The sequence below is a fragment of the Rhodanobacter sp. K2T2 genome (genome assembly GCF_013408815.1).
Lineage (GTDB): Bacteria > Pseudomonadota > Gammaproteobacteria > Xanthomonadales > Rhodanobacteraceae > Rhodanobacter.
In genome coordinates this window covers 38,872-64,168 of record NZ_JACCCA010000001.1, presented here as the reverse complement: position 1 = coordinate 64,168, position 25,297 = coordinate 38,872, and the positions used below count along the sequence as shown (strand labels likewise).

Below are 25,297 nucleotides of genomic sequence, written 5' to 3'. Positions count from 1 at the left end.
AATGGTTCTTTCCGCACCCAACGCACTTGCGGTATGGCCAACGTCCCGGGCGTTCAGAGCTGAGCAAGCACCCACAGACAAAAAAACCATTGCCGCCGCCGTGCTCCCAGCGCCAAATCCGAATGCTCTGGTACGAGATGCACGAAATATGTCTGCTTGCGTCAAAAGCAAACCACGGCTCTAGCCAGATAACAGCGGCTTATCGGATCGATTACTAAATCCCCCTCCCTCGCGGAGGAGAGGGTAAACACATCGCGATGGTCGATCAACGACATTAGGCGTCAATCCTCGAAGTCCCGTCTAACGAAATGTCTCTAGTCAACGATACAAAGTCAGCACGCTTGCCATCTACTGAATGAGACCTTTGCACACATAACCGCCCGTGACCGCCACGCACTGTCGATGAGTCTGATCGCACACTTGGCAGGTCTTCAACGGCGGCGGTGGTGGCGGGATGACATGGATGGGGCATTTGCCCGAACCGTTTGGAATGGAAAAGCCCTGGCAATTCGCGGTCCCCGGCGTACACGCCGTGACATAACTCGATGCATTGGGCTGCTCCTGCCCGCTAAAGCTCGTACCTGATTGCTGCAACTGCCCATTGACAGAAAAGTTGACCGTCATAGGGCAGGTGATTTGATATCCCTCATAGCCGCCCTGCGCGGGACAGCCTTTTTCAGCAAAACTACATTTCGTATTGGCTCCCCCCATGCAGATGGGGCCATAGCTGATCTGAGTGTTTCCATCACCCAGATTGTCCCAAACACGCACATAGACCATATGGCAGCCGGGTGCGAACGGGATCTGGATCGAACCACCACTGGGTGAACCGACCACTTGGGGACCGTCCCAGAAGGGGCTTCCAGTGCCCGGCGACAGCTCGGACTTTGGGTCGCCTGGGTCACGATCAGAATAAGCCGTATAGCCAGCAATACCTCGGTTGGCCCCATTGAACTGAAAGTCCACGGTGACCGGACCGGTATAGAGCGTGTCAAGTTGCGCTCCGCTGAAAGATACGATGGGTGGTGTCGATCCATTTGAAAGCAAATAGTAGTTAATGGCCCAAGCGAGCTGCATCATGTTGACCGAGCCAAGCCCAGTCGCCAAGTCATACCCGCGTGCAGCTTGATAGCCGTTGCTTTGACCATTCGCGTTGGATCCTTGCTCGATGTCGTAGAACGGATTGTGCGGTTGGTGAACAGTGGCAAAGATAATAGGACCTGCTCTACCGAGGGGCGCGCAAGGCGCGTCGTGATATGTACCGCAAATGTTTCCAAGCGTAAGTAGGTATGAATTTTCCTGCGCGAAGAAGCCGGCTAATTCAGGAGCAACGATGCTCGATCCTGTCGCAAAGCATCCCGCTCCATTGCCCTTACATTTGCCATAGCTGTAGTAAATACTTTGCCCCGCCCCTTGACCAGCCAGGTTCGGCGAGGCGTTCAGTGACATATCGGGAATCGCTCGTCGATTGCTCGGGCAGCCCGTATTGTTCCAAGCCGTCGCGGGAAAGGTATTGTTACTGCATCCCCCACCACCGCCGCCGCCGTTGTACGTTGGATTCACTTTGGCGCACGCATTCCCCGACCAGGCATTTTCTGATGAAAAGGTGCCATCGGTGTTTAGAATAAGCGTGGAGCCGCCAGCAGCGACGACGTTTGGGTCCGTCGCAGGGTATTGAACCACATTGGTAGTGTTGCATCCGTTGCCGCCGTAGTAGTCCACCCCCGTGTCGCCCGCAGCAGCAACAATCGTCCAACCAAGCGCCGTCATCGCATTGGTGATGTCGGTAAAATCGCCTATGGATGGCGTCCCCAATCCGCCATATCCAGACTCAGCCGCTCCGAAGCTGGTCGATGCGACGCGGGCCTTGTCGTCGGTAAAAGCTGCCTCCCACGCATTCAGTTGATCAGACAGCTGCGTGCCGCCACCTTCGTATACATGGATCGTTGCCGTATCAGAGTTGGCACCTTTGCTATTAGACATAGCCCCAGCCCATTCCGTATCTATCGTCATTTCATCATCGCAGCAGGCCGGGCCATCAATGGCGACATTTTCAATAACTTCGGCCAGACCATACTGTATGAAAAATTTATTCACATCGTTGGGGTCTGCCTTATTTTCACCAATAATGGCGATCGATGTTTCGGGCGGTGAGCCGGTGGCCAAATGGGCAGGATTGCAGCAATGGCTGAATTTCGCCAAGCCGTCGTAGTTATAGGCACTCTCACTCCATATATCTGACGGGACGTATGGATTAGATTGCGTGCGGATGTCCGCAGGCTTTGCTGAATTCATCGTGGCCGAGATCTTAGGCGTAACCACGTGACCGTGGACGGAGCCTTGAGCATCCCCACGCAAGACCGTGCGACTGATGAATGGCTCCGTGCTGACGCGTGGCGTATCTATCGGCGACGAATGGCCCTGGTCTTGCGACAGAGGAAGCACCTGCTGCATCGAATTAAGGCCCAATATGTCAGCGATTTTTGGCGCTATTTCCGACGAGATGGTAGGCCTCTTGTCATTTGCGTAATAGACATTTCCATTCAAGCTGTACTTGCCAAGTTTTACGCCGAGAAGCGTATTGACCTGTCCGACTGTTCCTTGGATCACAATCGCATGATTGGACGGCCATCGTTGGACTTCAGAAAGACCGCCTGCGCGCGCCCACGCTTCGACGGACTCGACATCAGCGTCTGAAGCCATAAAACGTGATTTCAACTGGTCGAAGGTAAGAAAGCGATGGAAGGTTGGGGAAGCAGGGTCGCTTACTTGGTCAATAAAGCTTGCAAGCTCACTGCGATGTGGCATGACGACGATCGTCAGCCGAATGGGAATGGTCGCCGGCAGATCTGCAGCCCGAACTGCGTGACCGGAAGCTACATCGGCTGGAAGCGATCCCACCAAAGCCATAGAGGGTACGACATTGGTCGCGACAGGCTTACTATCTGACGATGAAGAAGCCGCCGACGTTTTCATTCTATTCAATGGATTGGAATATCCAGTGCTACAGAAACATGTAGCGATGAATGCAATGACAATTTTAAAGGCAATGTTCATTAGTCACTCCCTTGTCAACGCATGGAACATCCGAAGAAAAATACACTCTGTGGCCGTACTTACTGTGCGGTTGCAAAAAATTTTAAGAATTGAACAAGACAAAATAAAAACAGATCATTTGATCGCAGTGCTTGCGTCGTCAAATTTTCAACATTACTAATCGATACCACTTTAACCTTGTGAAGCGAGCTCAGTCGCGCAGCGTTACGAGTTCCTTCCGTCGCGCTTTCCGATTGTATGCAAGCGTATTCATGCCTTCGGTTCCCACGTATTCAAATAGTCAAATGTGCGTCATGAAAATCGGGCGGCATATGTCCCGCTGGCCCCTTCCTAGGGCAGCATTCATAGGCGATTCTGTACTCCCCGAACCATGCCGCAGCGTCCGTTGGCGCATCGGAAAAATCTTTCCGGACAACGTTTACCACCTTTCCGCTCGCTGAAATTGTGGACCCGTCCTCACTTATCTGTGGTCTTTGCGCTTGAGGCATGCTCTGAAAGCGTCCGCGTCGGGTCGGCAGCAGTCCCTCCCTAGTATTGATAACTTGACCTAATCATCCGCCCTGCGCCGGCTCGGCTAAATGCGGCTACTTCCTCATCACTACCGACGATAAATCGTCGACGTCGTATTGACTTGCATTTTATATGCGGCTGCTGATTAGTTTTTATTCTAATCAAGACCACTTGCCCCACGTACTTGGAGCAGGGCTTCAATCTTTTTAATGTCTCCCGGACGGAATGGCTTCATATTGATATCAAAATCAAGCGTTCTGTCGTCTCCGACACTATGGATCTCCAACCGGTTTGGAGGTCGACTGCCGTGGGAGACGAGATCAATTTTCCTGACAGCTTTCATAATATTATTCAACTTAACTTTTCTACGTCTCAATAGTGACTGATAAACTAATTCACCGTCCGTTATTTGCAGCAAAAAAGATCTCCACCAGACGAAAATTAATATGCATAAGGCTCCGGCTATCACGGCGCCTCCCCATTCCGCGTGATTAAACACCGCGCCATATAGAAATAGAAGAAACATAGGTACGGCGAAAGACTCAAAAATAATTAGCATTGAGGGTGCCGCCGTTGCGCGAATTGAAGGGTCATTCATCATTGGCATCCGCACTCTTCATCGGAACCAAGGGTATCTTCCACGGCAGAAACAACAGGGCCAAGTGCAGTTCCGGAAACTCCCTCAGCTTGCTTTACGGTCGCTATTTTCATGGCGGTGCTTACTGATATGCTTGAAATTGTTCCGTTCGACTGCTTCGTAACCATTTGTTTGAAGATAGCTGAATAACTTCCTCGACCGGATGTAATTCCTTCGATTTCAGGACCGATGATCCTACCTAATCCAGCGCCTAGACCAGTATCGAGCGCTAGCGATCCGTAGTTGAAATGACATTGCTTGTGAGTAGCCATCTTCAAGCCCTGCTTAGCTAAATTTGTGGCTCCCCCAAAAACGGCTCCTGTGGCTAGCGGCCCTAGATAGAGGCTTGCTTCTCCAGCAGCGGCGCCACCGAATGCCGATCCGGCGTAGTCCTGCCAACTGCTAAAATGTCCCTCAATGGCATCACTGAATCCCTGAGAAGCCAGACCGATTACTGCTCCTAAACCGGCGGCGGCGGCATCATCCACACCAAAGTAGAGCCCGGATGGATCGGTGTACATCAGTGGGTTTCCTCCGGCATAGGCATAAAAATTAAGTTGCCCACCGCCAAATCCCATCGGGTCCTCGGAGATAAACCGCCCCATCGTCGGTGAGTAGTACCGAGCCCGGTAGTAATACAGCCCCGTACTGTCCGCTTCCCGCCCGGTATACAGGTACGGGTTGGTAAATCCGATGGTGGTGTTGCTCTGCGTGACGTTGCCGTACGGATCGTAGCTGTACTGCTGTGTGATCGCGCCGGTGGGATCGGTCAGGGCGATCGTGCTGCCCAGCGCATCGGTCAGGAAGTCGGTCCGCCCGTTCACATCGTTCCGGGCGTAGCGCTCGTCTGTGCCTAGGCCGGTCAGTATGGGATTGGTGACGTTGCCGATCACTTCCTGCACCGCGTTCATCCCATCGTAGAGGTACGTCGTCGGTGCGGCCGCGCCCGCCGCGCTCTTGCTGGTGCGCCGACCCAGCGCGTCGTACGCATAGCTGAACTGGGTCGTTCCGCCCTGGGTGATCTGGGTCAACTGGTTGCGCGCGTTCCACACGAAGGTGTTGATACCGTTGCTGGTGAGGTTGCCGTTGGCGTCGTAGCTCATGGTGCTGCCGTTGAAGCTGGTCTGCCGATTGTTGAGATCAAACGTCCCCGGCCTAGTGCTGGGCGTCGGTAGTACGTTAGGTGCCAGACTGCCGCTCTGTCCGGTTCGCCGACCGTCGTTGTCGTAGCCATAGACCAGATTGCCCAAGACGGTGCCGTTGCCTTGCGCGTAGCTCAGACCGGTCAACTGGTTGCCGGCATCGTAGCCATAACTCACGCTAATGCCATTAGGCAGGGTCAGCGCGTTGCGTCGGTTGGCATTGTCGTAACCCAGCTGCACCGTCTCGCTGCCCTGCGTCAGCGACGTCAGCCGGTTCGCATTGTCATAAAAGTAATTGACGATAGCTTGCATCGCGGGCGTCATGCTGGTGCGGCGACCCGAGGCATCGTAGGTGTAGCCGATGGTGCCCTGCGGCGTGACGGTCGTGGTGGCCCGATCCAGACCGTCGTAACCCCAGCTGAGGTTGCCGCTGCTGGAGTCCACCAGGCCGGTCAGGCGATTGGCCGCATCGTAATTCGGCTGGGTGGTCGAACCGTCGGCGTAGGTCGTCAGTGCCGGGCGATTCAGCGCGTCGTAGCTGACCGTCGTGGCCTGCCCTTTGCGATCGGTGTGCGACAGCACGTGGTTCATGCCGTCGTACGTCCACGATTCGCTCTGGTTCAACGCGTCCGTTCGCGTGTGGGGGCGGTTGCGTGCATCGTACGTCGTGGCGATCACCGCTCCGCTAGGCAGGGTGGTGCTCAGCAGGTTGCTGTTGCCATCGTAGCTCAGGATCGTGGTCTGGTTCAGTGCGTCGGTCACCTGGCTGACACGATCGTCAACGTCGTACTGGGTCAGCGTGACGTTGCCCAAGGGATCCTGGGTGGCGATGGGCCGCCCGAGGGCATCTACCGTATAGCTCACGGTGCGACCCAGGGGATCGGTCACGCTGTGCAAGTCGTAACCCTGGTAACTCAAGGTCGTGGTATGACCGAGCGCATCGGTCAGCGTTACCGGCTGCCCGGCACCGTTGCACTGTATCGTGCTGCCATGGCCCAGCGGATCGATTATCTGGTTCAGGCACCGATGGTCATAACCAAAGCTGGTGGTATGCCCCAAGGGATCGGTCACGCTGGCAAGCTGATTACTGTCGGACGTGAAGGTGAACTGATAAGTCACCGCATTGGAGGTCCCATACAGTCGGGTAACGCCGGTGATGTTGCCCATCGCATCGTACGTATAGGCTGTAGTACGCCCCAAGGCATCAGTGACTTTATCGATCAACCCGGAGGGTTCGCGTACATACGTCGTGGTCTGCGCCAACGACGTGCCATAGCCATAGGTATCCGTGGCCGGATAGTGACTGGTCGGGTCGAAAGCCACCTGCTCCTGATGGCCATTCGGGTCCGTAACCAGCGTTGTGATGACGTTGTTGTTGCTGTCGGTGGTATAGCCGAACTGGTAATAAGTACTGTCCGCGAACGTTTGCTTGGTAACACGCCCATTGGTGTCGTATTGATTGGTGACCCAGATCGTGCCGCGCCGATCCTGCATGGTGAGCATGCGATGGTTACTGTCGTAGGTGTACTGCTCCGTGGTCTTGTCCGGATAGGTCACCGTAGCTAGACTACCGGCCGGGTTATAGGCATACCCTACCGTGCGGTTCGCATTGTCCACGGCGCTGGTGACCCGATTGCTGCTGTCGTAGTTGAAGGTGATCGAGCGACCGCTGGGCGAAGTGACCTGATCGATAAGGCCACCGTTGTAGGCGAGCTGCACCTGGTTGCCATAACGATCGCGCATCCATTTCAGCAGATTGGGCACGTCGCTTTGGAAACCGTACGCGCTGCCGTCCTTCAGGGTGATCTGCCAGTATTCGCCGATCGCTGTTCCCGTGAAGAATTGCAGGGTCGCGCCATAGAAGGCGGAGTTAGTGCCGGTGTGCTCCCACACATCCCCGGCCAGCGGCCAGTTCGTCGCCGTGCCGCTGACGAGGTTGAAGGCAATACCCTGACCGCACGGCAACACCAGCTGTGGCGTCGTAAAGTTGTTGTTGCCGTAGAGGTGGATACCAAAGTTGGAATTACTGCCGACCCCAAACATATGCGAATTGCTATCGGCTGAGGTGTAGGCGCGGGTCAGCGACAACGGCATGATGTCGTTGATCGACAGGTCATTCCATTGATGGAACATGATGCCGGTCTGCAAGTCTATCGGACAGCCTTTGCTTTGATTGTTGAGCGTCTGCGCCGTGGCCGCATTAGCATTGGAGAGGGAGGCACCGGCCCCCAATGCCCAGACCAGCGCCACGCCCGGATCCGGTGCCAGCTGTTTGGCATCGGCGGTGATGTGGCCGCCGCCGTACATCTGCCAACCTTCCTTGACGCCATACACCCAAAAATTGCCCACTGCGTTCGGTTTGGCGTGACCATAGTTTGGATAAACCACCCGGATGCCTTTAGACGCCGTCGGCGTCAGACCCTGCACCACCGCATCGCCCGGTTGGATGGTGAAATACATCGGAAAGTTGTCCGGCAGCGGAAACGGCGCGTGGTCGACTGGCGTGGGTACGATGGCAATATGAGTTAAGACATGACCTTCGCGATCCTTGAAAACGGTACCCGCGGGCACGTGCAATTCGAGACCAGGCATGTCTGGATGCGTCAGCACCACTTCGCGACTGGTCGGCGACGGCAGCGTAATCTCGTCGCGCGGCAGCACGCGCGGCAGGTACATCACGTACGGCATGTGGACTATCGTTCGGCTCTTGAGGTCCGCTCCGACGAGGAATCGCCCGTATTGCGTTTCACCGTGGCTGGCAGTGCGTCCGTCCACAAACACCTCCTGCCGTCCTGCCGGTAGACCGCTGAGTACGAAGAGGCCCTGTGCATCGGTACGCGCCTTGAGATCGCCCACACTGACTTCGACATTGGCGACGGGTGTTTCATCGATCTGCCGAACCTGACCGATCAGCGCCGTGGTTCCCTTGGCAAGCGCGGCTTCGCGCTCGCGGGTATCGGGCAGACTCTGATGCGGTCGATACAAGCGCCAGTGCCCGCCGGTAGCATTCGGTGCATTATCCTGACCGGGGTACCAGGCGCCATCGCGGACAACACTGTGTTCGCGGCACAAGCTATCGACCTCTCGATCGATACAAGTTGAGCGGCCATTGCCAGTCATCAAGACCAGCGGCGGCAACGACACCTCATTAGCGACAGCAGAGGAGGGTTGTGGCCGCCCGCCCTGTCCAGCCACGACCACCCCGGTCGCCGTGGCCCGCGCTGTGGTAAAGCCAATCGCTTTGTACGGCACGACAATACCGGTCGCGGTATGTAGCCCCTTCACGAACAAGGTATAGCGCGAGCCTGGATACAGATCATCCGGCAGTTGCACGAAGGCCAGACGCCCCCCTTCGGCACCGGTTACATGAACTGACACTGCGCCCTCGGGCCCCAACAAGGTGACGGTCTTGGGATTCAGCTGGCGCACATCTACAGGTGTGGAGAAGCGCAATGCGAGCGGGCCCTGGATAGGGGCGGCCGTCGCCTCGGCGATGGGCAGACTTGCCACCACGGCAGCGGATGTTGCGGCGATGGGTGTGTCCGGTGTTGCGCCGGTCGGATCGTAGCGCACGGTGGAAGGCACGGCATGACCTTGAACATCCACGCCGCCTTCGATACGTACGGAACCATCGGCCTGCAACTGGGCGCTGCCTTCCAGGCGCGGACCATCGTGCACAGCGGCGAGCACCGTGTTCTGGCGGGACGTCGGTTGCCACAGCAGCGCCCCGGTCGCAGGCACGCCTTGCGCTGACCAGCCCCCGGTCATCAATACCCGACCATCCGTCATCACGGTCAGGGTGTGGCCGGCGCGGGCCGGCAGACCCAGGGCGTCGGCCGGTGCAAAGCGGCCCGTGGACGGCTCGAACCATTCACCAGTACCGCGCACCTGACCGCGCCCATCGATGCCACCCCATAACAGCACCTGGCCGCTGGGCATGACGGTGATGGAAGCAAAACGGCGTACTTCCGACAGCGATACCCGATGTCGCGTCGCCCCATCAATGACATACGCCAGGCCTTGCGCGCCATGGACTTCGAATGTACGGCCGTCTGGCAACAGCGTACGGGTGACTTCAGACGATGCCGGCAGCACATAAGTGTGACCGGCGCTGCTGATACGCGTCGCTAGCGGCAGCGTGCACAGGGCCAGTGCTGCCGCACTCAGCGCCATTACGCAGAGCCCGCTTGCCACCCCCCGCACGCCCCACGTCTTCCCTTGTGCCGTCATCATCGACTCCTTCGAACGATTACGCGTTGGTCAACACGTTCTGACCAAAATGGTATGTTTCGCCTAACACGCTTACTGCGGAACGAGTGTCAGCTGCGCGCCGCCGGGCTGCCCATAACCGGTGTAGACCAGTAGGGTGTAAACGCCCGTGGCCGGCAGGTTTGATAAATTCAGCACCGTGCCCGACCCGCTGACGTCGGCGGACGCGTAGTAGTTTGTCGGCGTGATCGCCCCTGTGTCTGGACGATATACGTCGACATACACAAACTGTCCCGCCGGAAGGTTGACGCCGGACAAGTTCAACGCGACTGCTGCGCCCGCGTTCGCGCTGAAGGTCAAACGCTGCACCTGCCCGGCGCCCAAAGCGACCGTCGTTGGTGTGTTCGCCGCCAGTGCCGGCCCCGTGGCGTCGGATTCGAGAATCGCGTTGAAGCTCATCGTGCTGCCCGCACTCGGCGAATACACCACGACCGAGTCATTACCTCCTGGCAAGTTCCATAACGGGAGTCGGCAACCGCTTCCCGGATCGTCCACGTTGCACATCGTCGAGGCCACATAGTTCCCGTTAACGTCGTACACATCGGCTGTCACGGACGTCGCGCTCGATCCTGCGATCGTCAGCCCATTAAGGGTCAACTCTAGATTGGCGCTTTGATTGGTCGCGAACGACAGGGTGACGTTTTGACCAGCGGTCGTCGTGGCGTAGCTATGCGATGTACCGGTCGTAAGCAGGGTCCCTGTCGCCGCTGCCAGTAAACCCAGCTGGGCCGAGGCCGGCTCGCCATAGCCCGTATACACCCTTACCAGGTAGCTACCGCTTACTGGCAGGCTGGGCAGATTCAGGGCGTTGTTCGAGCCGGTGCTCTCGAAATAGGCATAGTAGGAACTGCTCGAGGTGATCGCGCCGACATCCGGGCGATAAATGTACGCGTAAAGGTACTGCCCTGCTGGCGTCGTGCTTGCGCCCGACATATTCAGGGTCACTGCATCGCCCGCGTTCGCGTTGAACGTCAGGCGCTCCACCTGACCAGCTCCAAGGGCAACGGATGTTGGCGCGTTGAACGTCATGTTCGGTCCCAACGTATCGGACTGAAGCAAGGCTTGGAAGCCGATCAGGCCCGTGCTGCCACCGGGCGTCAACACTACCGAATAGGTTCCACCCGGAAGGTTGTACAAGGACTGCGTACAACTCGCTCCCGGGTTCGATGCCGAACACGAGGCGCTCGCCACCGAACTTCCAGCGGCGTTGTATACGTCAGAGGTGAACGAGCCGCTGATGTTGTTGAACGTCAGCTCTAGGTTATTGCCTGGATTGGCGGCAAAGGACAGATAGACGTTCTGGCCGTTCAGCGCGTTGGCATAACTTTGCGCCCCGCCGTTGGTCGTCAGCGTCCCGGTCATGCCGGGCGCCAGGGTCAGTTGCGCCGAACCCGGCTCGCCATAAACGGTGTAGATCCTCACGAGATAATTGCCGCTGACGGGCAAGTTTGGCAGATTCAGCAGCATGTCCGAGCCGTTGCTGTAGAGCGTGGTGTAGAACGGAGTGCTCGCATTGATCGCGCCCGCATCCGGACGAAACACGTCGGCCTCCACAACCTGGCCCGCTGGGCTCGTGCTCTGGTTCGACAATTTCAGGAACACAGTATCGCCCGCGTTCGCGCTGAAGGTCAGACGCTCCACTTGTCCCGAACCCAGGTTCACGGTGGCCGGAGTACTGGCTGTGAGCGCCGTGCCGACGACATCGGGTGACAATTGGGCGTTGAAACTCATCGTACCGCTTCCGCCCGGCGGCGCTATCACCACCTCATACGTTCCTGCCGCCAGGGCGTAGAGCGGAAGCCGGCAGCTGTCGCCCGGATTATTGGTGTAGCAGCTCGTGGAACCCACGTTGGTGCCGACACCGTTATACACGTTCACCGAAACCGCCGTTGCGCCCGAGCCGGTGAAGGCCAGTCCGGTCACGGCTAATTCGAGATTGTTGCCTTCGCTGGCTGCGAACGACAGATTGACGGTCTGATTGGCGACTGCGGTGGCGTAGTTCGTGCTGGTAGCCGACAGCGCACCTGTCACGCCCGATACCAGCGTCAGCTGCACGGAACCCGGCTCGCCGTAGGATGTATAGACCTTTACGGTATAGGTGCCGCTTGCCGGGAGGTTCGACAGATTCAGGGTACCGCTCGAACCTCCGCTTACGTTAGTCGACGTATAGGCATTGGTGGCCGTAATCGTGCCCGTATCCGGGCGATAGACATAGACAAAGACGGCCTGTCCTGTCGGCGTGGTACTCACGTTGGACAGATTTAGGGCCACCGTACTGCCGGCGGTGGCGTTGAATGTCAGGCGCTCTGTCTGCCCCACCCCCAAGGTGACCGTCGTCGGGGTATTGGTTACTAGAGCGGGGCCGACCACATCGGGGCCAAGCATCGCGTTGAAACTGATGGTACTGCTTGCGTTGGGCGACGATACCGTTACCGAGTAAGTGCCGGCCGTCAGGTTCCATAACGGAAGCCGGCAGCTATTCCCGGGGTTACTCGTATAACACGTGGTCGAAGCGACATTCGTGCCCGAAGGACCGTATACGTTGACCGCGGCCGACGTCGAAGTGGATCCCGTTATCGCGAGTCCGGTCAAGGTCAATGTTAGGGTATCGCCCTGATTAGCGTTGAAGCTCATCATGACATTTTGCCCCGCCGCCGCACCGGCCTCGCTTTGTTGAACGCCGTTATCCGGCAGCGTAGGAGTGCCATACACAGGGGGGGCGGCGGACACATCGGACTCTAGCGTCAATTGCGCGGAACCAGGCTCGCCGTAGACGGTGTAGAGCCTCACGATATAGGTTCCGCTTGCCGGCAGGTTCGGCAGGTTCAACGTGGCGCTCGAGCCACTGCTGTTTGTGGTCGCGTAGGTATTGCTCGACGTGACCACACCCGTGTCTGGACGGTACACATTGGCATAGATCGTTTGACCTGTCGGCGTCGTACTGACCCCTGACAAACTCAGAGCAACCGTGTCGCCGGCATTTGCGCTGAAGGTCAAGCGCTCTATCTGTCCCGTTCCCAAGCTAACTGCCGTTGGCGACCCGACCGTCAAAGCTGGGCCAGCCACTTCGGGTTCGAGCAACGTGCTGAAGCTGATCGTGCTGCTCGCATTCGGAGGCGACACCACCACCGAATAGGTGCCCGCGGTCAGATTCCACAACGTAAGCCTGCAATCGTTACCTGGATTACTCGTAAAACAGGTCGTCGAAACGATATTCGTTCCGGCAGCGTTGGTCACGTTCACGTACGCTGAATTCGCGGAGGATCCCGAAATCGCCAAACCGGCCAACGTCAGGTCGAGGGTGTCACCCTGATTGGCGGTAAAGGACAGATAGACGTTCTGGTTCACCGCACTGCTGGCGTAATTTTGCGATGAGCCATTGCTGGACAGTGTCCCGGCAACGCCGGACAAGAGGGTCAGCTGCGCCGAAGCGGGATTACCATAGGTGGTGTACACCATCACTGTGTAGTTTCCGCTCACCGGCAGCTTGGGCAGATTCACCGTGCTGCTTGGACCGGAACTCGTGACGTAAGCGTAAGGAGAACTGCCGGAAACGATTCGGCCGTTGTCGGGACGGTAGACGTAGGCATACACGGTCTGACCCGACGGCGTCGTGCCTACACCCGACAGATTCAGAGCCACCGTATCACCCGCGTTCGCGCTGAACGTCAGGCGTTCCACCTGGCCCGCCCCCAGACTGATGGCAGTCGGCGTATTGGCAATCAGCGCCGAACCGGTCACATCGGCCTCGAGCAGCGCATTGAAAGCCATCGTGCTGTTGGTGCCTGGTGGCGACACGATGACTGAATACGTCCCACTTGCCAGATTCCAAAGCGGCAGTCGGCAGCTGCCTCCGGGATTATTGGCATAGCAGCTTGTCGACGCGACATTGCTGCCAGCAGCATTGTATACGTTGACTGCCGCAGGACCGGTGCTGGTCCCAGTAATCGTCAGGCCGGTCAAAGTCAATTCCAGATTAGCGCCAGAGGTGGCCGTAAATGACAGATACGCGTTCTGATTGACGGCCGATGCGTAATTTTTCGACGTATCGTTGATGGGCAGAGTACCCGTCACCCCCGGTATCAAAGTCACTTGCGCTGAGCCCGGCTCGGCGTAATCAGTGTAGATCCTCACCGTGTAGGCGCCGCTTACCGGCAGGTTCGGTAGATTCAGCGATGTGCCAGAGCTGGCCGTGCTGACGTATGAGTAATAATTACCCGCGGTGAGCACGCCCGCGTCCGGGCGGTACACATAAACGAATAGCGTTTGGCCGGCCGGCGTCGTGCTTACATTGGCCAGATTCAGGGCCACCGTGTCACCGGCGTTCGCATTGAACGTGAGGCGCTCCGTCTGTCCCGAGCCCAAAGTCACGGTCGTCGCGGTGCTGGCGGTCAGTGCCGGCCCGGCGGCATCGGGTCCGAGCGCGGCATGAAAGCTAATGATGCTATTTGTCGATGGCGGGGAAACCACCACCGAATACGTCCCGGCGGCCAAATTCCACAACGTAAGCCGACAACTGTTTCCCGGGCTGGTCGTGTAGCAGGTCGTGTAGGTGACAAGCGCGCCGGAGGGATCGTAAACGTCAACTGACGCCGACGTGAGGCTGGATCCGGTGATCGCCAGACCGGTCAAGGTCAGGTCCAGGGTAGCGTCTTGATTCGCCGTGAATGACAAATAGACATTCTGATTGGCGAAAGTTGCCGCATAATTTTGCGACGTATTCGTGCTCGACAGTACGCCACCAGCACCCGGCACCACTTCAACCTGCACCGTACCGATCACGCCGCTCCCAGGTGCAATGATGACCTGATAAGTTCCCGTGCTGGTGGTCGGCATGGCACCCAGAGAGATTGGGCCGCCCGTAGTTGTACTGCTCGTGTAACTTGCCCCGGTGGGCGTATAGACGGTGTACGTCACTGCATGGCTTGCCGGTGTCGTCGTGGTGCTAATCACCTCAAAGGTGAGCAGCTGATTGGCGACGGCCTGGAACAGCACACGCTTGCTCTGCCCTTGCACCGAGGTGACTACGGTGGCAGAAACACCGGTGCTTAATGTTGTATTGGTTTCTACGCCTACGGATAACTGCGCTCCCGCGCCATTGGGCGTAAAAGTGGCGAGGTAGGTACCGCCCTTCAGCTGCGGCAGATGGATCGTTGGTGATCCGGACGATAGGTTGCCCTGTTGGATCACTACATTTCCCGGGGCATAGATCGTGTAATTGATGCTGCCGGTCGTGGTAATGGCACTTGCCTGCAAGCTTAGCCAACTGCCAGCGGTACCATCGAAGGTCACCGCGCCGGTCTGGCCCGATGCACCGATGCTCAGTGCAACAGGCGATCCGTTGAGCGCGGCATTGCCGCTGCTGACCACATTGGTTGCATTAAGACCAGTGGGCAGAATGACGATAGGGAGCGCACTCGTCGCCTGACCGTAAGGCGTTTGCACCACCACATGACCGCTGACAGCGTTATTGGGTAGGACGAATTGCAGCTGAGCGTCGGTCGCTGACGACAAGGTCACGCCAAGCCCACCTGCAAGCATGGTCGTATTTCCTGGCACCGGATATAGATGCGTACCGGCCACTGTCACAGTTCCACCAACCGCCGAAAAAAGCGGGGTGACTTGCGCAATGCTCGGCGGCAACCCGGTGCTATCCACCACGAACGACGTGGCGCTTGTTGCCGTTTGGCCACCCACGGTGACCGTGATCGGACCGCTACTGGCACCGACCGGAACACTGGTAACCAACTGCGTGGCCGTTGCCGACATCACGCTAGTTGTGCTGCCGTTGAAGCTCACGCTGTCATTAGCCAGCGTGCTACTGAACCCCTGTCCCTGAATGGTGACCGGGGTACCGACGTTGCCATGCGCAGGACTGAAGGTGAATACAGCAAGTTGCCCCGCCGAGAGTACGCTGCCGATCCGTACCAAGTTGCCTAGAGTGTCGTAAATGTAGGGCGTGCTGGTGCCATCGCTCTTGGTGATAGCCACGAGACGCCCATTGGCGTCATAAACATAAGTATTGGCTGGACTAGCGCCGGTGACTTGCGCCTCAGTCACGCCCAGACACAACAAAAAAAGGCTCCACAGCAGCAGGCGTATGACGACGCGCGCAGAAACCCACCCGCGTAGCGGATATTTCCTTTTCGCGGGCAAAGACATCAAGGCGATATCTTCGACAACCGCTGATCGCTCGTCCTGCGATTCCATACGCACACTCCCTTCAACCAATCCTCAGAAGGATTGATCGGATTGTCGACGTGGTACTCCCTAGAGGGAAATGTCCTCTTTTCCCTACCTGTAGCAAAGCACAGTTTCCTGCGCGTTGACAAGCGCAAAAAGCTCTAGAGCAAGTTCGACAGTATTTCCATGCGGTGATACTTCGAATAAGGTTAAGCAACTTTTGTTTTTGGCTGTGAGTTCCATAAAACGTCACACTGGTGGACGACATCCCCTCGCACTAACCTAGCGCTTAGAAGGAACTTATGAATCGATCAGGATTACTTGCGGGTACGTGGGCTTGTTTGCTCGGCCTAGCCGTGGCCAGTTGCAATCATCAAGCGGCGGACAGCTCGCTTGCCACACCCCCTGCGGCGAGTGCTGCAGCGTCCCCGACCAAGCCGGCTATCTCAGCCGATGACACGACGTGGGGAAATTATCTCGCCGCGCAAGGCCATATCCATGTGAAAGACGTCAGCATGCACCCTTATATTTACGTGATTCCAGGCGGAGACAGCCCGCAGGCCGACACGCGTCGTCAAGAAGAATCCGATTCGATCAGCCATGCGGTCGGCCCTATTCTGATACCCGGCGGATTACTGATCATAGGCGGACCCAGCGCTCAGCAAACCAGCGCTTTCATCACCGCGTTGTCCAAGCAGCTGAAAGCGGATGCACTCAGAGGGATCGTCGTCTTGGTGGTGAGCGAGGCATCCCAGGAAAAGGTCGTTCAAGGCGCGCTCAAACCCACCGGCGCGACGATTCGGTTCGTTGCGTTTTAACGCAGGGGATGTCCGGCCACATCGTCATTGGCGAATCATCAGAACCTGCCAACGAAGACTACTTACGTCGTTCATGATCACTCCACGCGCGCTCGGTCCATGGCTCGTTCTGTTTGTATTGGTCATTGGGGGTGGCTGGTGGGCGGCGCAACGAAAATTAACTACCTCCTCCCCGAATTCGCTCGTCGCGCTGGGGCAAAAACTGTTTAACGATCCGCACCTCAGTGCTGATGGCAACGTACGCTGCGCTTCGTGCCATATTCTCGAAAAAGCATTTACTGACGGTCGACGCGTAGCGATAGGCATCAATGGACGAATCGGTACTCGCAATACGCCAAGTCTGGCTGCCATCGGTGCGTCGACGACGACGTCGTTCTTTTGGGATGGCCGACGTGCGGCGTTAGAACAGGCCGTGCTGGATCCACTGACCAATCCTGTCGAAATGGGGCTCCATGACAACACCGTAGCGGTGGGCAAACTCGTCAATGACGCGGGCTACCGTGCTGCATTTTCGAGTAGCTTCCCGGATGCCGCGCCATTTATCACATCAGCGCACATTGCCGCGGCCTTATCCGCCTATGTCCGTTCTCTGAACCAGCGCGCGAGCGCCTTTGATCGCTATCAGGTGACGCACGATCCCTCCGCGCTTAGCGCTCTAGCGAAACAGGGGTTAATCCTTTTTTCGGGTAAAGCGCAATGTGCCGAATGCCATCGGCTGGATGGAACACCTGTCTCGCTGACTGACAACGCCTATCATCGCACCAGTGCAGAGCCTAGCGCTGTAGAGCAAAATCTGCCGGCGTTGACACAGGCGGTGATTGAACGTTCGTTGCGCGATGCCGATATCGGCCGTCGTGTTGCCACGCACGTTGACGAAGCACAGCTTGGTCGCTTCAACGTCACATTAAATCCCGGCGATATCGGTCTGTTTCGTACACCTTCACTGCGCAACGTGGTGTCAACGGCACCTTATATGCACGACGGTAGCGTGCCGACGCTGGATGAGGCGATCGACCGAGAGGTTTATTACCGGAGCCTGCAATCGGGCCATCCCCTCAATCTGAGCGTAATGGAGAAGCAGGAGTTGAAGGCCTTTCTTGAAGCATTATAAAAGGGCCGCCGAGCATTCTTTGCTCGTTGCATCTCCACCGAAGAAGCCATCAGGATTTGGCGAAGATGATCTTTGAATCAGCGGCGTCGCTGTAGTCACAATCTGCCGGGGAGCTACTCATTCAGCTGCGCGAACTGCTCGGTGAAGCCTATCGCCGAACCCGCGAGGGCTTCCAACGCTTGCAGCACATACAGACCGGAACAATTGCCAGCGGTTAACGCTTTCCAGCAGGCCACTCAGGTTGGGTCGGTCAGGTAAGCATCTTTTCCGACGATGACCAGTTGCACACAACCGAGGTCGATGGAGGAAACGCATTGCCGGGTGCGTTCGATAGGGAGCATAGGCTCAAAACGAGGTGACGAAGGGCGTAGCTTAACCGCCATACTCTCAGCCGATGCGACGGGCCCACTTCAAAATCAGTCCAGCTCACCAGGGCGACAACGATATGCACCTTTCCGGAATGCCTCGACCCCCTCGACGACACCGGCGTTTTCCCGCCGACTGCCGTCCAAGTTATCCCATTGAAGCCATCCGCTCCCTACCTCGTTTGAGCGGGCGCCTCGCCTGGTTGGTGGCCGATCTAGGACAACAAGCGGGTTCAGTCCTCGTGATCTGGGACGAGGCGCTATGGTGCTTGGTGCGACGTCACTCACCAGTAGACGACTTGTCCTCAAACACGTCCTTCGTTGCCTTCGCGGTCTTTTCGATCATGTTGGCGGCTTTAATAGCCAGGCAGCTGACGGAATCTCACAGCCACCTGCGATAACAGCGGCTTATCGGATCGATTGCTAAATCCCCCTCCCCCGCGGAGGAGAGGGTAAACACATCGCGATGGTCGATCAACGACATTAAGCGTCAATCCTCGAAGTCCCGTCTAACGAAATGTCTCTAGTCAACGATACAAAGTCAGCGCGCTTGCCATCTACTGAATGAGACTTTTGCACATAACCGCCCGTGACCGCCGCGCACTGTCGATGAGTCTGATCGCACACTTAGCAGGTCTTCAACGGCGGCGATGTCGGCGGGATGACATGGATGGGGCATTTGCCCGAACCGTGTGGAATGGAAAAGCCCTGGCAATTCGCGGTCCCCGGGGTACACGCCGTGACATAGCTCGATGCATTGGGCTGCTCCTGCCCGCTAAAGCTCGTACCTGATTGCTGCAACTGCCATTGACAGAAAAGTTGACCGTCATAGGGCAGGTAATTTTGGACCGACCAGAGTTTTGTAGACACTCAGTCGCTGATTTGCGCGTAGCGCCGTTCTAACTCGACAGGCGACAGGTCGCCATTTGAACTGTGGCGACGTTTGGGGCTGTAAAACATCTCGATGTCGTCGAACACGTCAGCCCGTGAAGCCTCTTTGGTCGGATAAATCTGCCGTCTGATCCGCTTGCGCTTGAGCAGGCCAAAGAAGCTTTCCACGGGCCCGTTGCCGTGGACGTTGCCTCGACGGCTCGTGCTGGACACAAGACCATGCGCCTTCCGGAAGCTCTGCCAATCATCGCTGGTATAAAACCGAACCTTAGTCCGAGTGAATCAGGACACGAAGTTTAGGCTGGCGCCGCCAGACCGCAGAAAGCAGCGCCTCGCAAGACCAGGTCTGTATCCGCCCGATCACGCATCGCCCACCTGACAAGCCCATTCTCGATCCAGCCAGTGTATAGGAGGCGTGGTTCGCTATTTTTCGAAGGTCGAAGGTTATGTCGGTCGGGCGCTGTCGCCTGCCTAGATCGTGTAGCTACGAACCCGCCTCGCAGGACTCAAGGTTGACTTCGCAACGCACAGTCTACGTTCGGGGATCGTGACCGAGACCAACCGTTGGTTCGTGTCGTAGTCGACGATCATGCAAATGACCGAGCATTGCGCGGTCGCCAGCGCGATGGGTTATTTTCAGGCACGCTCAGCGTCAGATAACCCCGCCACTCGATTGCAAGTATTCGCAGGCGTTTAGCATAGGCCTTCGACTTCAATTCATGAATCCTAGTCGGCCGTTGACTAAGTAACGATCGTCATCTAATCTCACGTAACGATCGTTATTTAAGTTTTGGCACTCATAAACGCACGTCACGTGATAGCAATTTCTTACTGGAAGCCTATAGGCATCTCTAAACCGAGCGTCTTTATAAAGTGAGTGTTCTGCGTATACCGGAGGCCAATTGATGACCAGCCTAGTAGTGGTCAGATCATTGTGGAGTATCTTTTCACGAAGAAGAACTATTGAAAAACCTTTCAGTTTTACCATTTGTAAAGTTTTGTTGTTCGATTAAAAACGTACGGAATGACGATTCTTGAATTTCATTACTTGCTGGAATCAATGTGATGCCGCCAGATGTAGGATCGAAGACATCTCCACTTCCTGAGTTGATTCAGATGATATGGGGATTTATGGCTAGCCAGGCTATTTATGTTGCGTCTTGCCTTGAAATATTTGATTTTTTATCAAATGGTGAAAAGAGTTCTAATGAACTAGCCATAGATTGTGAAGTTAGCGCGGATGCACTGGGTAGGCTGCTAAGCTTTCTCTCCTCGTTAGACTTGTTATTCGAGAATAGTAGCGGGCATTATTCTCTTACTGAACGTGGCGACTATCTACGGTCCGGCCATTCACAATCTATACGAGGTATGGCTTTGCTCTATGGGCAATCTTTTTTCTGGGAACCTTGGGGCAACCTGCTAGAGACGGTCAAAACTGGGAAGCCCGCCTTCGACAGGATCTATGGCGAGGGCTTGTTTGACTACCTTGAGAAAAACCCATCTGCAGCTGCGATCTTCCATATCGCCATGGAAGGTGGCAGCAAGATTAGCTTGCAGTCGGCCCTCGACGCCTACGATTTCTCCATATTCGAGAAGATAGTGGACGTGGGCGGCGGGTCGGGGGCGTTTCTGCGCGGCATCTTGAAAAAGAACACGCGGTCAAAGGGAGTGTTATGCGACTTACCTTCTGTTGTGGAGAGGGTTAAGTCAGAAGATCTACCATCTAGGATTGAAGTAGTCTGCTCCGATATGTTCGTATCAGTTCCCAAAGGTGGGGATGCGTATATATATAAACGCATTCTGCACGACTGGGACGACGATGAATCAGTGCGAATTTTGAGTAACTGCCGCAAAGCGATTGTTCGCCACGGACGACTTTTGGTTATTGAGTCCGTACTGAAACAGCCTGGCCAAGCGGATCCCTCGCGTTGGATGGATATAAATATGCTGGTTATGCTTACAGGACGAGAGCGGACCGAGGAAGATTACCGGCGTATATTCAAAGCAGCGGGTTTTACATTAACGTGTGTGACGTCTATCGGTCGGGAATCGATCGTTGAAGGACGTCCGTATGAGTAAATGAGATGGCCCGGATTTGACGGACCCCTTTGAATGGGGACAATCCCCCGGGAGGTGTCAGATGGTCAAGCGTCAACGGTTCACCGCAGAGTTCAAGCGCGAAGCGGTCAGGCTGCTGATGCTGGCGAACGTCCTGCATCAGAGGTAGCCATGCGCATGGCGATCACACATTGCAAACCTGCGGCGGGACTGATTCACCACACGGATCGGGGCGCGCTTTATAGCTCAGCCAACTACCGTCGCTTGATGGCCGCCGATGGGCTGCTACCTAGCATGAGCCGTCACGGCGACTGCTACGATAACGCTTGCGCAGAAAGCTTTTTCTCCTCGCTGAAGAACGAACTCGTCCATGGTGAGGTCTTCGCGATACGCGACGCCGCGAGAGTCGCCATCGTCAGCTACATCGAAGGCTTCTACAATCGCAAACGTCTACATCAACACTCGGCTATCTAGTGCCCGCTGTTGTCGATGAGTGCTTAATTCACGTGTCCGAAAAAGCCGGGCCACCTCAAAATGTCCCCTCGGCAAAGGCCTGTCTCCTTATAGCATCTCCGAGTCGACGCTTGGAAGCATTTGATACGGCTCATGCAGTTGTACCCGGTCGAGCCCACAAAGTGTCCAATTATGGACTCCCGTGCGCTTAGTGTTGGAAATATCTTCGGGTTCCCGGTCGCTTTCGGCGCAGGCTTTGTTTCATGGCAATCTTGACACCCAGCAGCAAGCTAGGGGGATTATCCACCCAGGTTGGCTACGATCAAGCACGCTCGTCATGCCGATGGAGGGGCATGGACGGTTTGCTACGTTGCTCTATCAGCCGCGGCACCTGCCATTGCTCGGTGTTCAACACTCTGTCACAGGGAACGGACGAGTGCTACTCATTTGCGGGCCGCATATGGGCCAGCCCACAAGCGCGTCGCGTGCTCACCTGCAACCGCTCGTAGATCCATCGAGCGACATTTTGAAGGCAGATTGGCCTCACATTTTTTTGAATCACCTCATACAGGATCTGCTTGCCAAAGGTCAGGTCTTCGACCAATCGCTTGAGACGGCTGTTCTCTCTTGCAGCTGCTGCAGTTCAGCTGCACCCATATTCGCGTACTTTTTAGAGCGTCGCTTCGCTGACGCCCATCGGCAGGCGGACATCGGCTACTTAGGTAGGAGTTCTTCATCTCCTAGAGATTAACTTTGACTCGCTTTTTCGACACGACTAAAAAAAGTAGAGTTACGGTCGCGTCATTCCAGACCCAGAAGGCTCAAAGGAGGAGCAATGAAGAAGTCACGATTTACCGAAGAACAGGTTACCTACTGCTTTCAGCTGGTCGAGTCCGGCACCTAGGGTCTGATGAGCACCCGGTGCTCAGTGAAGTAATAAAGTAACGCCAGCACTGGCAGCGCAAATCCGATCCATGAAGTAAACAGCCAACCAGACTGCGTGAAAGTCCACGCGCCGACGGCAGAGCCCGTGGCACCACCCATAAAAAAAAAGGCGATATATATGCCATTGAGACGGCCTCGGTATTCTGGGGCCAAAGCGAAGATTGCCCGCTGGCCAACCACAAAATTCATCGATACCCCAAAATCGAGCACGATGGCGGCCGCTACGAACATTGCTAGCCGGGTCGAAAAATGGCCCTTTCCATACGTCATCAAGAATGAGAGCGCCACAAGCAAGATCGCAAAACCCGTAAGCAGTCGACTCAGCCCCTTGTCGGCAAACTTTCCCGCAATCGGCGCTGCAATCGCACCGGCAACACCAGCCAATGCAAACCACGCAATGCCAGCTTGCGACAATCCAAATTCCGGGCCGGCCAACAATAGTGGAATAGTCGTCCAGAATAAGCTGAAGGCGCCGAACAGGCACGCGTGATAGAAAGCGCGTCGTCGTAACAGCGGCGTCTGGATAAAAAGCCGTAGCATCGATCTGAGCAATGCGCCGTACGTCAAGCTGGGCTCTGGGCGCCGCGCTGGCAGAAAAAGCATCAGCACACCAGCCAGAACCGCCATGCCAATAGCCGCCAGCAAGAAAACCGTGCGCCATGAGCCGAGATGGGTCAGGAAGCTTGCCGCGGGACGCGATAGCATAATGCCTAGCATAAGGCCGCTAACCACTTTTCCGAGCGCGTGACCACGCGCGGCCGGCGCGACAAGATGTGAGGCGTAAGGCATGACGATCTGCGCTGCGACTGCAGTCAACCCGATAAAGAACATAGCAAATAGAAAGATCGGCGCGTGCTGCGAGATGCCGGCAATGAACAAGGCACATGTACTGGCAATTAAAGCCATGACGATCAGGCTTCGATTTTCAACAATGTCAGCCAGCGGCACCACAAGAATCAGGCTTACCCCATAACCTATTTGGGTCATCGTGACGATTAATCCCGCTGACTGTGGGGACAGACCCAAGGCAGCGCTGATGGGGCCAATCAACGGTTGTACATAATAGAGGCTGGCGACGATCATTCCGCAGGCAATCGCCAGTAGCAAGGTAATCCACCCTGGCAATAATGTCGTCGTTACTCCTGGCTCTAGCCGCTCAACATATTCCGTTTCCATCTAGTGTGTCTCTTCGATGAAGACGGCGATGTCGGCTCTTAACTGTCCGATCTTCATGCCGTCGTCGCCGGCGAACACGATTCCATAAGATGGCTTGCCGGCGATGTCGTCAGGTTTCGTAGATCCAAATGGCCCGACTTGCGTACGATCAACATCGCAAGCTCCAATGATTGCTCGTAGTTGAGCCGCGGATCGACCACCGATTTATATGCATGGGCAAGGTCAGCTTCATTGAGATCGCGCGCACCGCCAATGCATTCGGTGACGGCTTCGCCAGTAAGCTCCAGATGCACACCACCCAATCGGGTTCCTTCCGCGGCATGGATGTCGAACGCTTGTTCCAGCTCACCACGAATATTGTCGAAGCGGCGCGTTTTGTAGCCGTTCGACGTGCTTTCGGTGTTGCCATGCATCGGATCGGTCACCCAAAGAACGCGCCTTCCCGCGCTCTGCACGGCGCGCAGCAAAGGCGGCAACCCGCTGGCAATTTGCGCATAGCCCATTCGGTGAATAAGGGTCAGGCGCCCTGGTTCGTCGCCCGGATTGAGTACGTCAATCAACCGCAGCAGCGTGTCAGGCTCTATCGAAGGTCCAACCTTCACGGCGATCGGGTTGCGTATGCCGCGAAAATATTCGGTATGAGCACCATTCAGGTCTGCCGTACGCATGCCTATCCAAGGAAAGTGCGTCGACAGATTGAACCAGCCTTGGTGACGTGGCACCTGGCGGGTCATGGTCTGCTCGTAGTGCAGCAGCAAAGCCTCGTGGGACGTGAAGAAATCCACGCGTGCACAACCATCAATGGGTCCAGCTAGCGTTTCCATGAAGCGCAGCGAGTCGCCGATATTCACGACCATACGACGATACTCGGCCGCCAGCGGCGCATGCTCGACCCAGGCTAGCTCCCAGTATTCCGGATGACGGAAATCAGCAAAACCGCCATCGACCAGAGCACGCACAAAGTTCATGGTCAAGGCCGAATGCGCGTGAGCCTGGATCAATCGTCGCGGATCAGCGAGGCGCGCCTCGGGCGTAAAAGCCAATCCGTTGACCATATCGCCGCGGAAGCTCGGCAGGATCACGCCATCGCGTATCTCGCTATCGGTCGAACGCGGCTTGGCATATTGCCCGGCAAAACGCCCTACCCGCAACACTGGCATCTTGAGCCCGTGCACCAAAACTAGGCTCATTTGCAGCAGTACCTTCAGCCGATTGGAAATGATCGGGCTGGTGCAATCGGCAAATGCTTCCGCGCAATCTCCACCTTGCAGTAGAAAACTTCGTCCTTCCTGCGCTTCGGCCAACGCATGCTTCAACGCCAGCACTTCACTTGAGGTCACCAGCGGTGGAAGCTGACTCAGCTCAGTGGTTACCTGTGAAAGCTCGTTCATATCTTCGTAGCGCGGTTGCTGCAAAGCGACGCGCCGCTGCCATGAGTCTGGGGCCCAGTCTTTGATCGGGCTCGCCCATGGATAAGGGAAATTCGCTGCAATCGTCACGAGCCATGCTCCCTATTCAAGTGCACATGCTTGTCCGCGCGAGTCGCAATCGGCCCGGTTCATGCGCGTGAAATTAAATAAACAAGCTACGTATCGGTCTTCATCGTTTCGCTCCCTGCAATAATTTCGGCGCTCCTACGTAGGATCGTCTTCCTTATTGATAAAGATAGTCTTGCCCGACCA

At 56.4% G+C, this 25,297-nt stretch carries 9 protein-coding genes and 2 pseudogenes; 4 read left to right on the top strand and 7 right to left on the bottom strand.

From position 1 onward, the window contains the following. Positions 1 to 348: 348 nt before the first annotated feature. The 4 genes from HDE78_RS00215 to HDE78_RS00200 all read right to left on the bottom strand — a co-directional run bounded on the left by HDE78_RS00215 (position 349) and on the right by HDE78_RS00200 (position 15,825). Positions 349 to 3,057: a protease pro-enzyme activation domain-containing protein gene (locus HDE78_RS00215; RefSeq protein WP_179476518.1), complete on the bottom strand. Its 2,709-nt coding sequence runs from the start codon at positions 3,055 to 3,057 to the stop codon at positions 349 to 351. A gap of 667 nt (positions 3,058 to 3,724) precedes the next feature. Then, positions 3,725 to 4,165: a hypothetical protein gene (locus HDE78_RS00210; RefSeq protein ID WP_179476517.1), complete on the bottom strand. Its 441-nt coding sequence runs from the start codon at positions 4,163 to 4,165 to the stop codon at positions 3,725 to 3,727. Further along, positions 4,165 to 9,576 (bottom strand): RHS repeat-associated core domain-containing protein, encoded by a 5,412-nt coding sequence (locus HDE78_RS00205; protein WP_179476516.1) that lies wholly within the window; start codon positions 9,574 to 9,576, stop codon positions 4,165 to 4,167. The genes HDE78_RS00210 and HDE78_RS00205 overlap by 1 nt, the downstream gene beginning before the upstream one ends. Before the next feature lie 72 nt (positions 9,577 to 9,648). Then, a complete protein-coding gene (locus HDE78_RS00200; RefSeq protein ID WP_179476515.1) occupies positions 9,649 to 15,825 on the bottom strand; it encodes an IPT/TIG domain-containing protein in 6,177 nt (2,058 codons plus the stop codon). 275 nt (positions 15,826 to 16,100) lie between these two features. On the opposite strand from HDE78_RS00200, the gene HDE78_RS20775 reads away from it, so the two are divergent. Together HDE78_RS20775 and HDE78_RS00190 are read left to right on the top strand one after the other, a co-directional pair. Continuing rightward, entirely contained in the window at positions 16,101 to 16,616 is a 516-nt protein-coding gene (locus tag HDE78_RS20775) for a hypothetical protein (protein WP_218861879.1), read from the top strand. Positions 16,617 to 16,689: 73 nt separating this feature from the next. Further along, a complete protein-coding gene (locus HDE78_RS00190) occupies positions 16,690 to 17,727 on the top strand; it encodes a cytochrome c peroxidase (protein ID WP_179476514.1) in 1,038 nt (345 codons plus the stop codon). A 1,235-nt stretch (positions 17,728 to 18,962) separates the two neighbouring features. On the opposite strand, the pseudogene HDE78_RS00185 reads toward HDE78_RS00190, so the two are convergent. Further along, positions 18,963 to 19,333: pseudogene (locus HDE78_RS00185) on the bottom strand (IS3 family transposase); the annotation flags it as partial. Positions 19,334 to 20,048: 715 nt separating this feature from the next. On the opposite strand from HDE78_RS00185, the gene HDE78_RS00180 reads away from it, so the two are divergent. Further along, positions 20,049 to 21,062 carry an acetylserotonin O-methyltransferase gene (locus tag HDE78_RS00180; RefSeq protein ID WP_255457587.1) on the top strand — a complete coding sequence of 338 codons (1,014 nt, stop codon included), beginning with the start codon at positions 20,049 to 20,051 and terminating at the stop codon, positions 21,060 to 21,062. 186 nt (positions 21,063 to 21,248) lie between these two features. Beyond that, a pseudogene (locus HDE78_RS00175) lies at positions 21,249 to 21,520 on the top strand (integrase core domain-containing protein); the annotation flags it as partial. Between the two features lie 874 nt (positions 21,521 to 22,394). Here the strand turns inward: HDE78_RS00175 and HDE78_RS00170 are convergent. Beyond that, the gene (locus HDE78_RS00170; RefSeq protein WP_179476511.1) at positions 22,395 to 23,615 is read right to left on the bottom strand and encodes an MFS transporter; all 1,221 of its coding nucleotides are present in this window, start codon (positions 23,613 to 23,615) and stop codon (positions 22,395 to 22,397) included. Between the two features lie 53 nt (positions 23,616 to 23,668). Then, positions 23,669 to 25,114 carry a 3-deoxy-7-phosphoheptulonate synthase class II gene (locus HDE78_RS00165; protein ID WP_179476510.1) on the bottom strand — a complete coding sequence of 482 codons (1,446 nt, stop codon included), beginning with the start codon at positions 25,112 to 25,114 and terminating at the stop codon, positions 23,669 to 23,671. Positions 25,115 to 25,297: the final 183 nt, after the last annotated feature.

Coding starts and splice junctions, on each gene's coding strand:
- HDE78_RS00210 (WP_179476517.1), bottom strand. CDS start 4,165: ATGAATGACCCTTCAATTCGCGCAACGGCGGCACCCTCAATGCTAATT.
- HDE78_RS00205 (WP_179476516.1), bottom strand. CDS start 9,576: ATGACGGCACAAGGGAAGACGTGGGGCGTGCGGGGGGTGGCAAGCGGG.
- HDE78_RS00170 (WP_179476511.1), bottom strand. CDS start 23,615: ATGGAAACGGAATATGTTGAGCGGCTAGAGCCAGGAGTAACGACGACA.
- HDE78_RS00180 (WP_255457587.1), top strand. CDS start 20,049: ATGCCGCCAGATGTAGGATCGAAGACATCTCCACTTCCTGAGTTGATT.
- HDE78_RS00200 (WP_179476515.1), bottom strand. CDS start 15,825: ATGGAATCGCAGGACGAGCGATCAGCGGTTGTCGAAGATATCGCCTTG.
- HDE78_RS20775 (WP_218861879.1), top strand. CDS start 16,101: ATGAATCGATCAGGATTACTTGCGGGTACGTGGGCTTGTTTGCTCGGC.
- HDE78_RS00215 (WP_179476518.1), bottom strand. CDS start 3,057: ATGAACATTGCCTTTAAAATTGTCATTGCATTCATCGCTACATGTTTC.
- HDE78_RS00190 (WP_179476514.1), top strand. CDS start 16,690: ATGATCACTCCACGCGCGCTCGGTCCATGGCTCGTTCTGTTTGTATTG.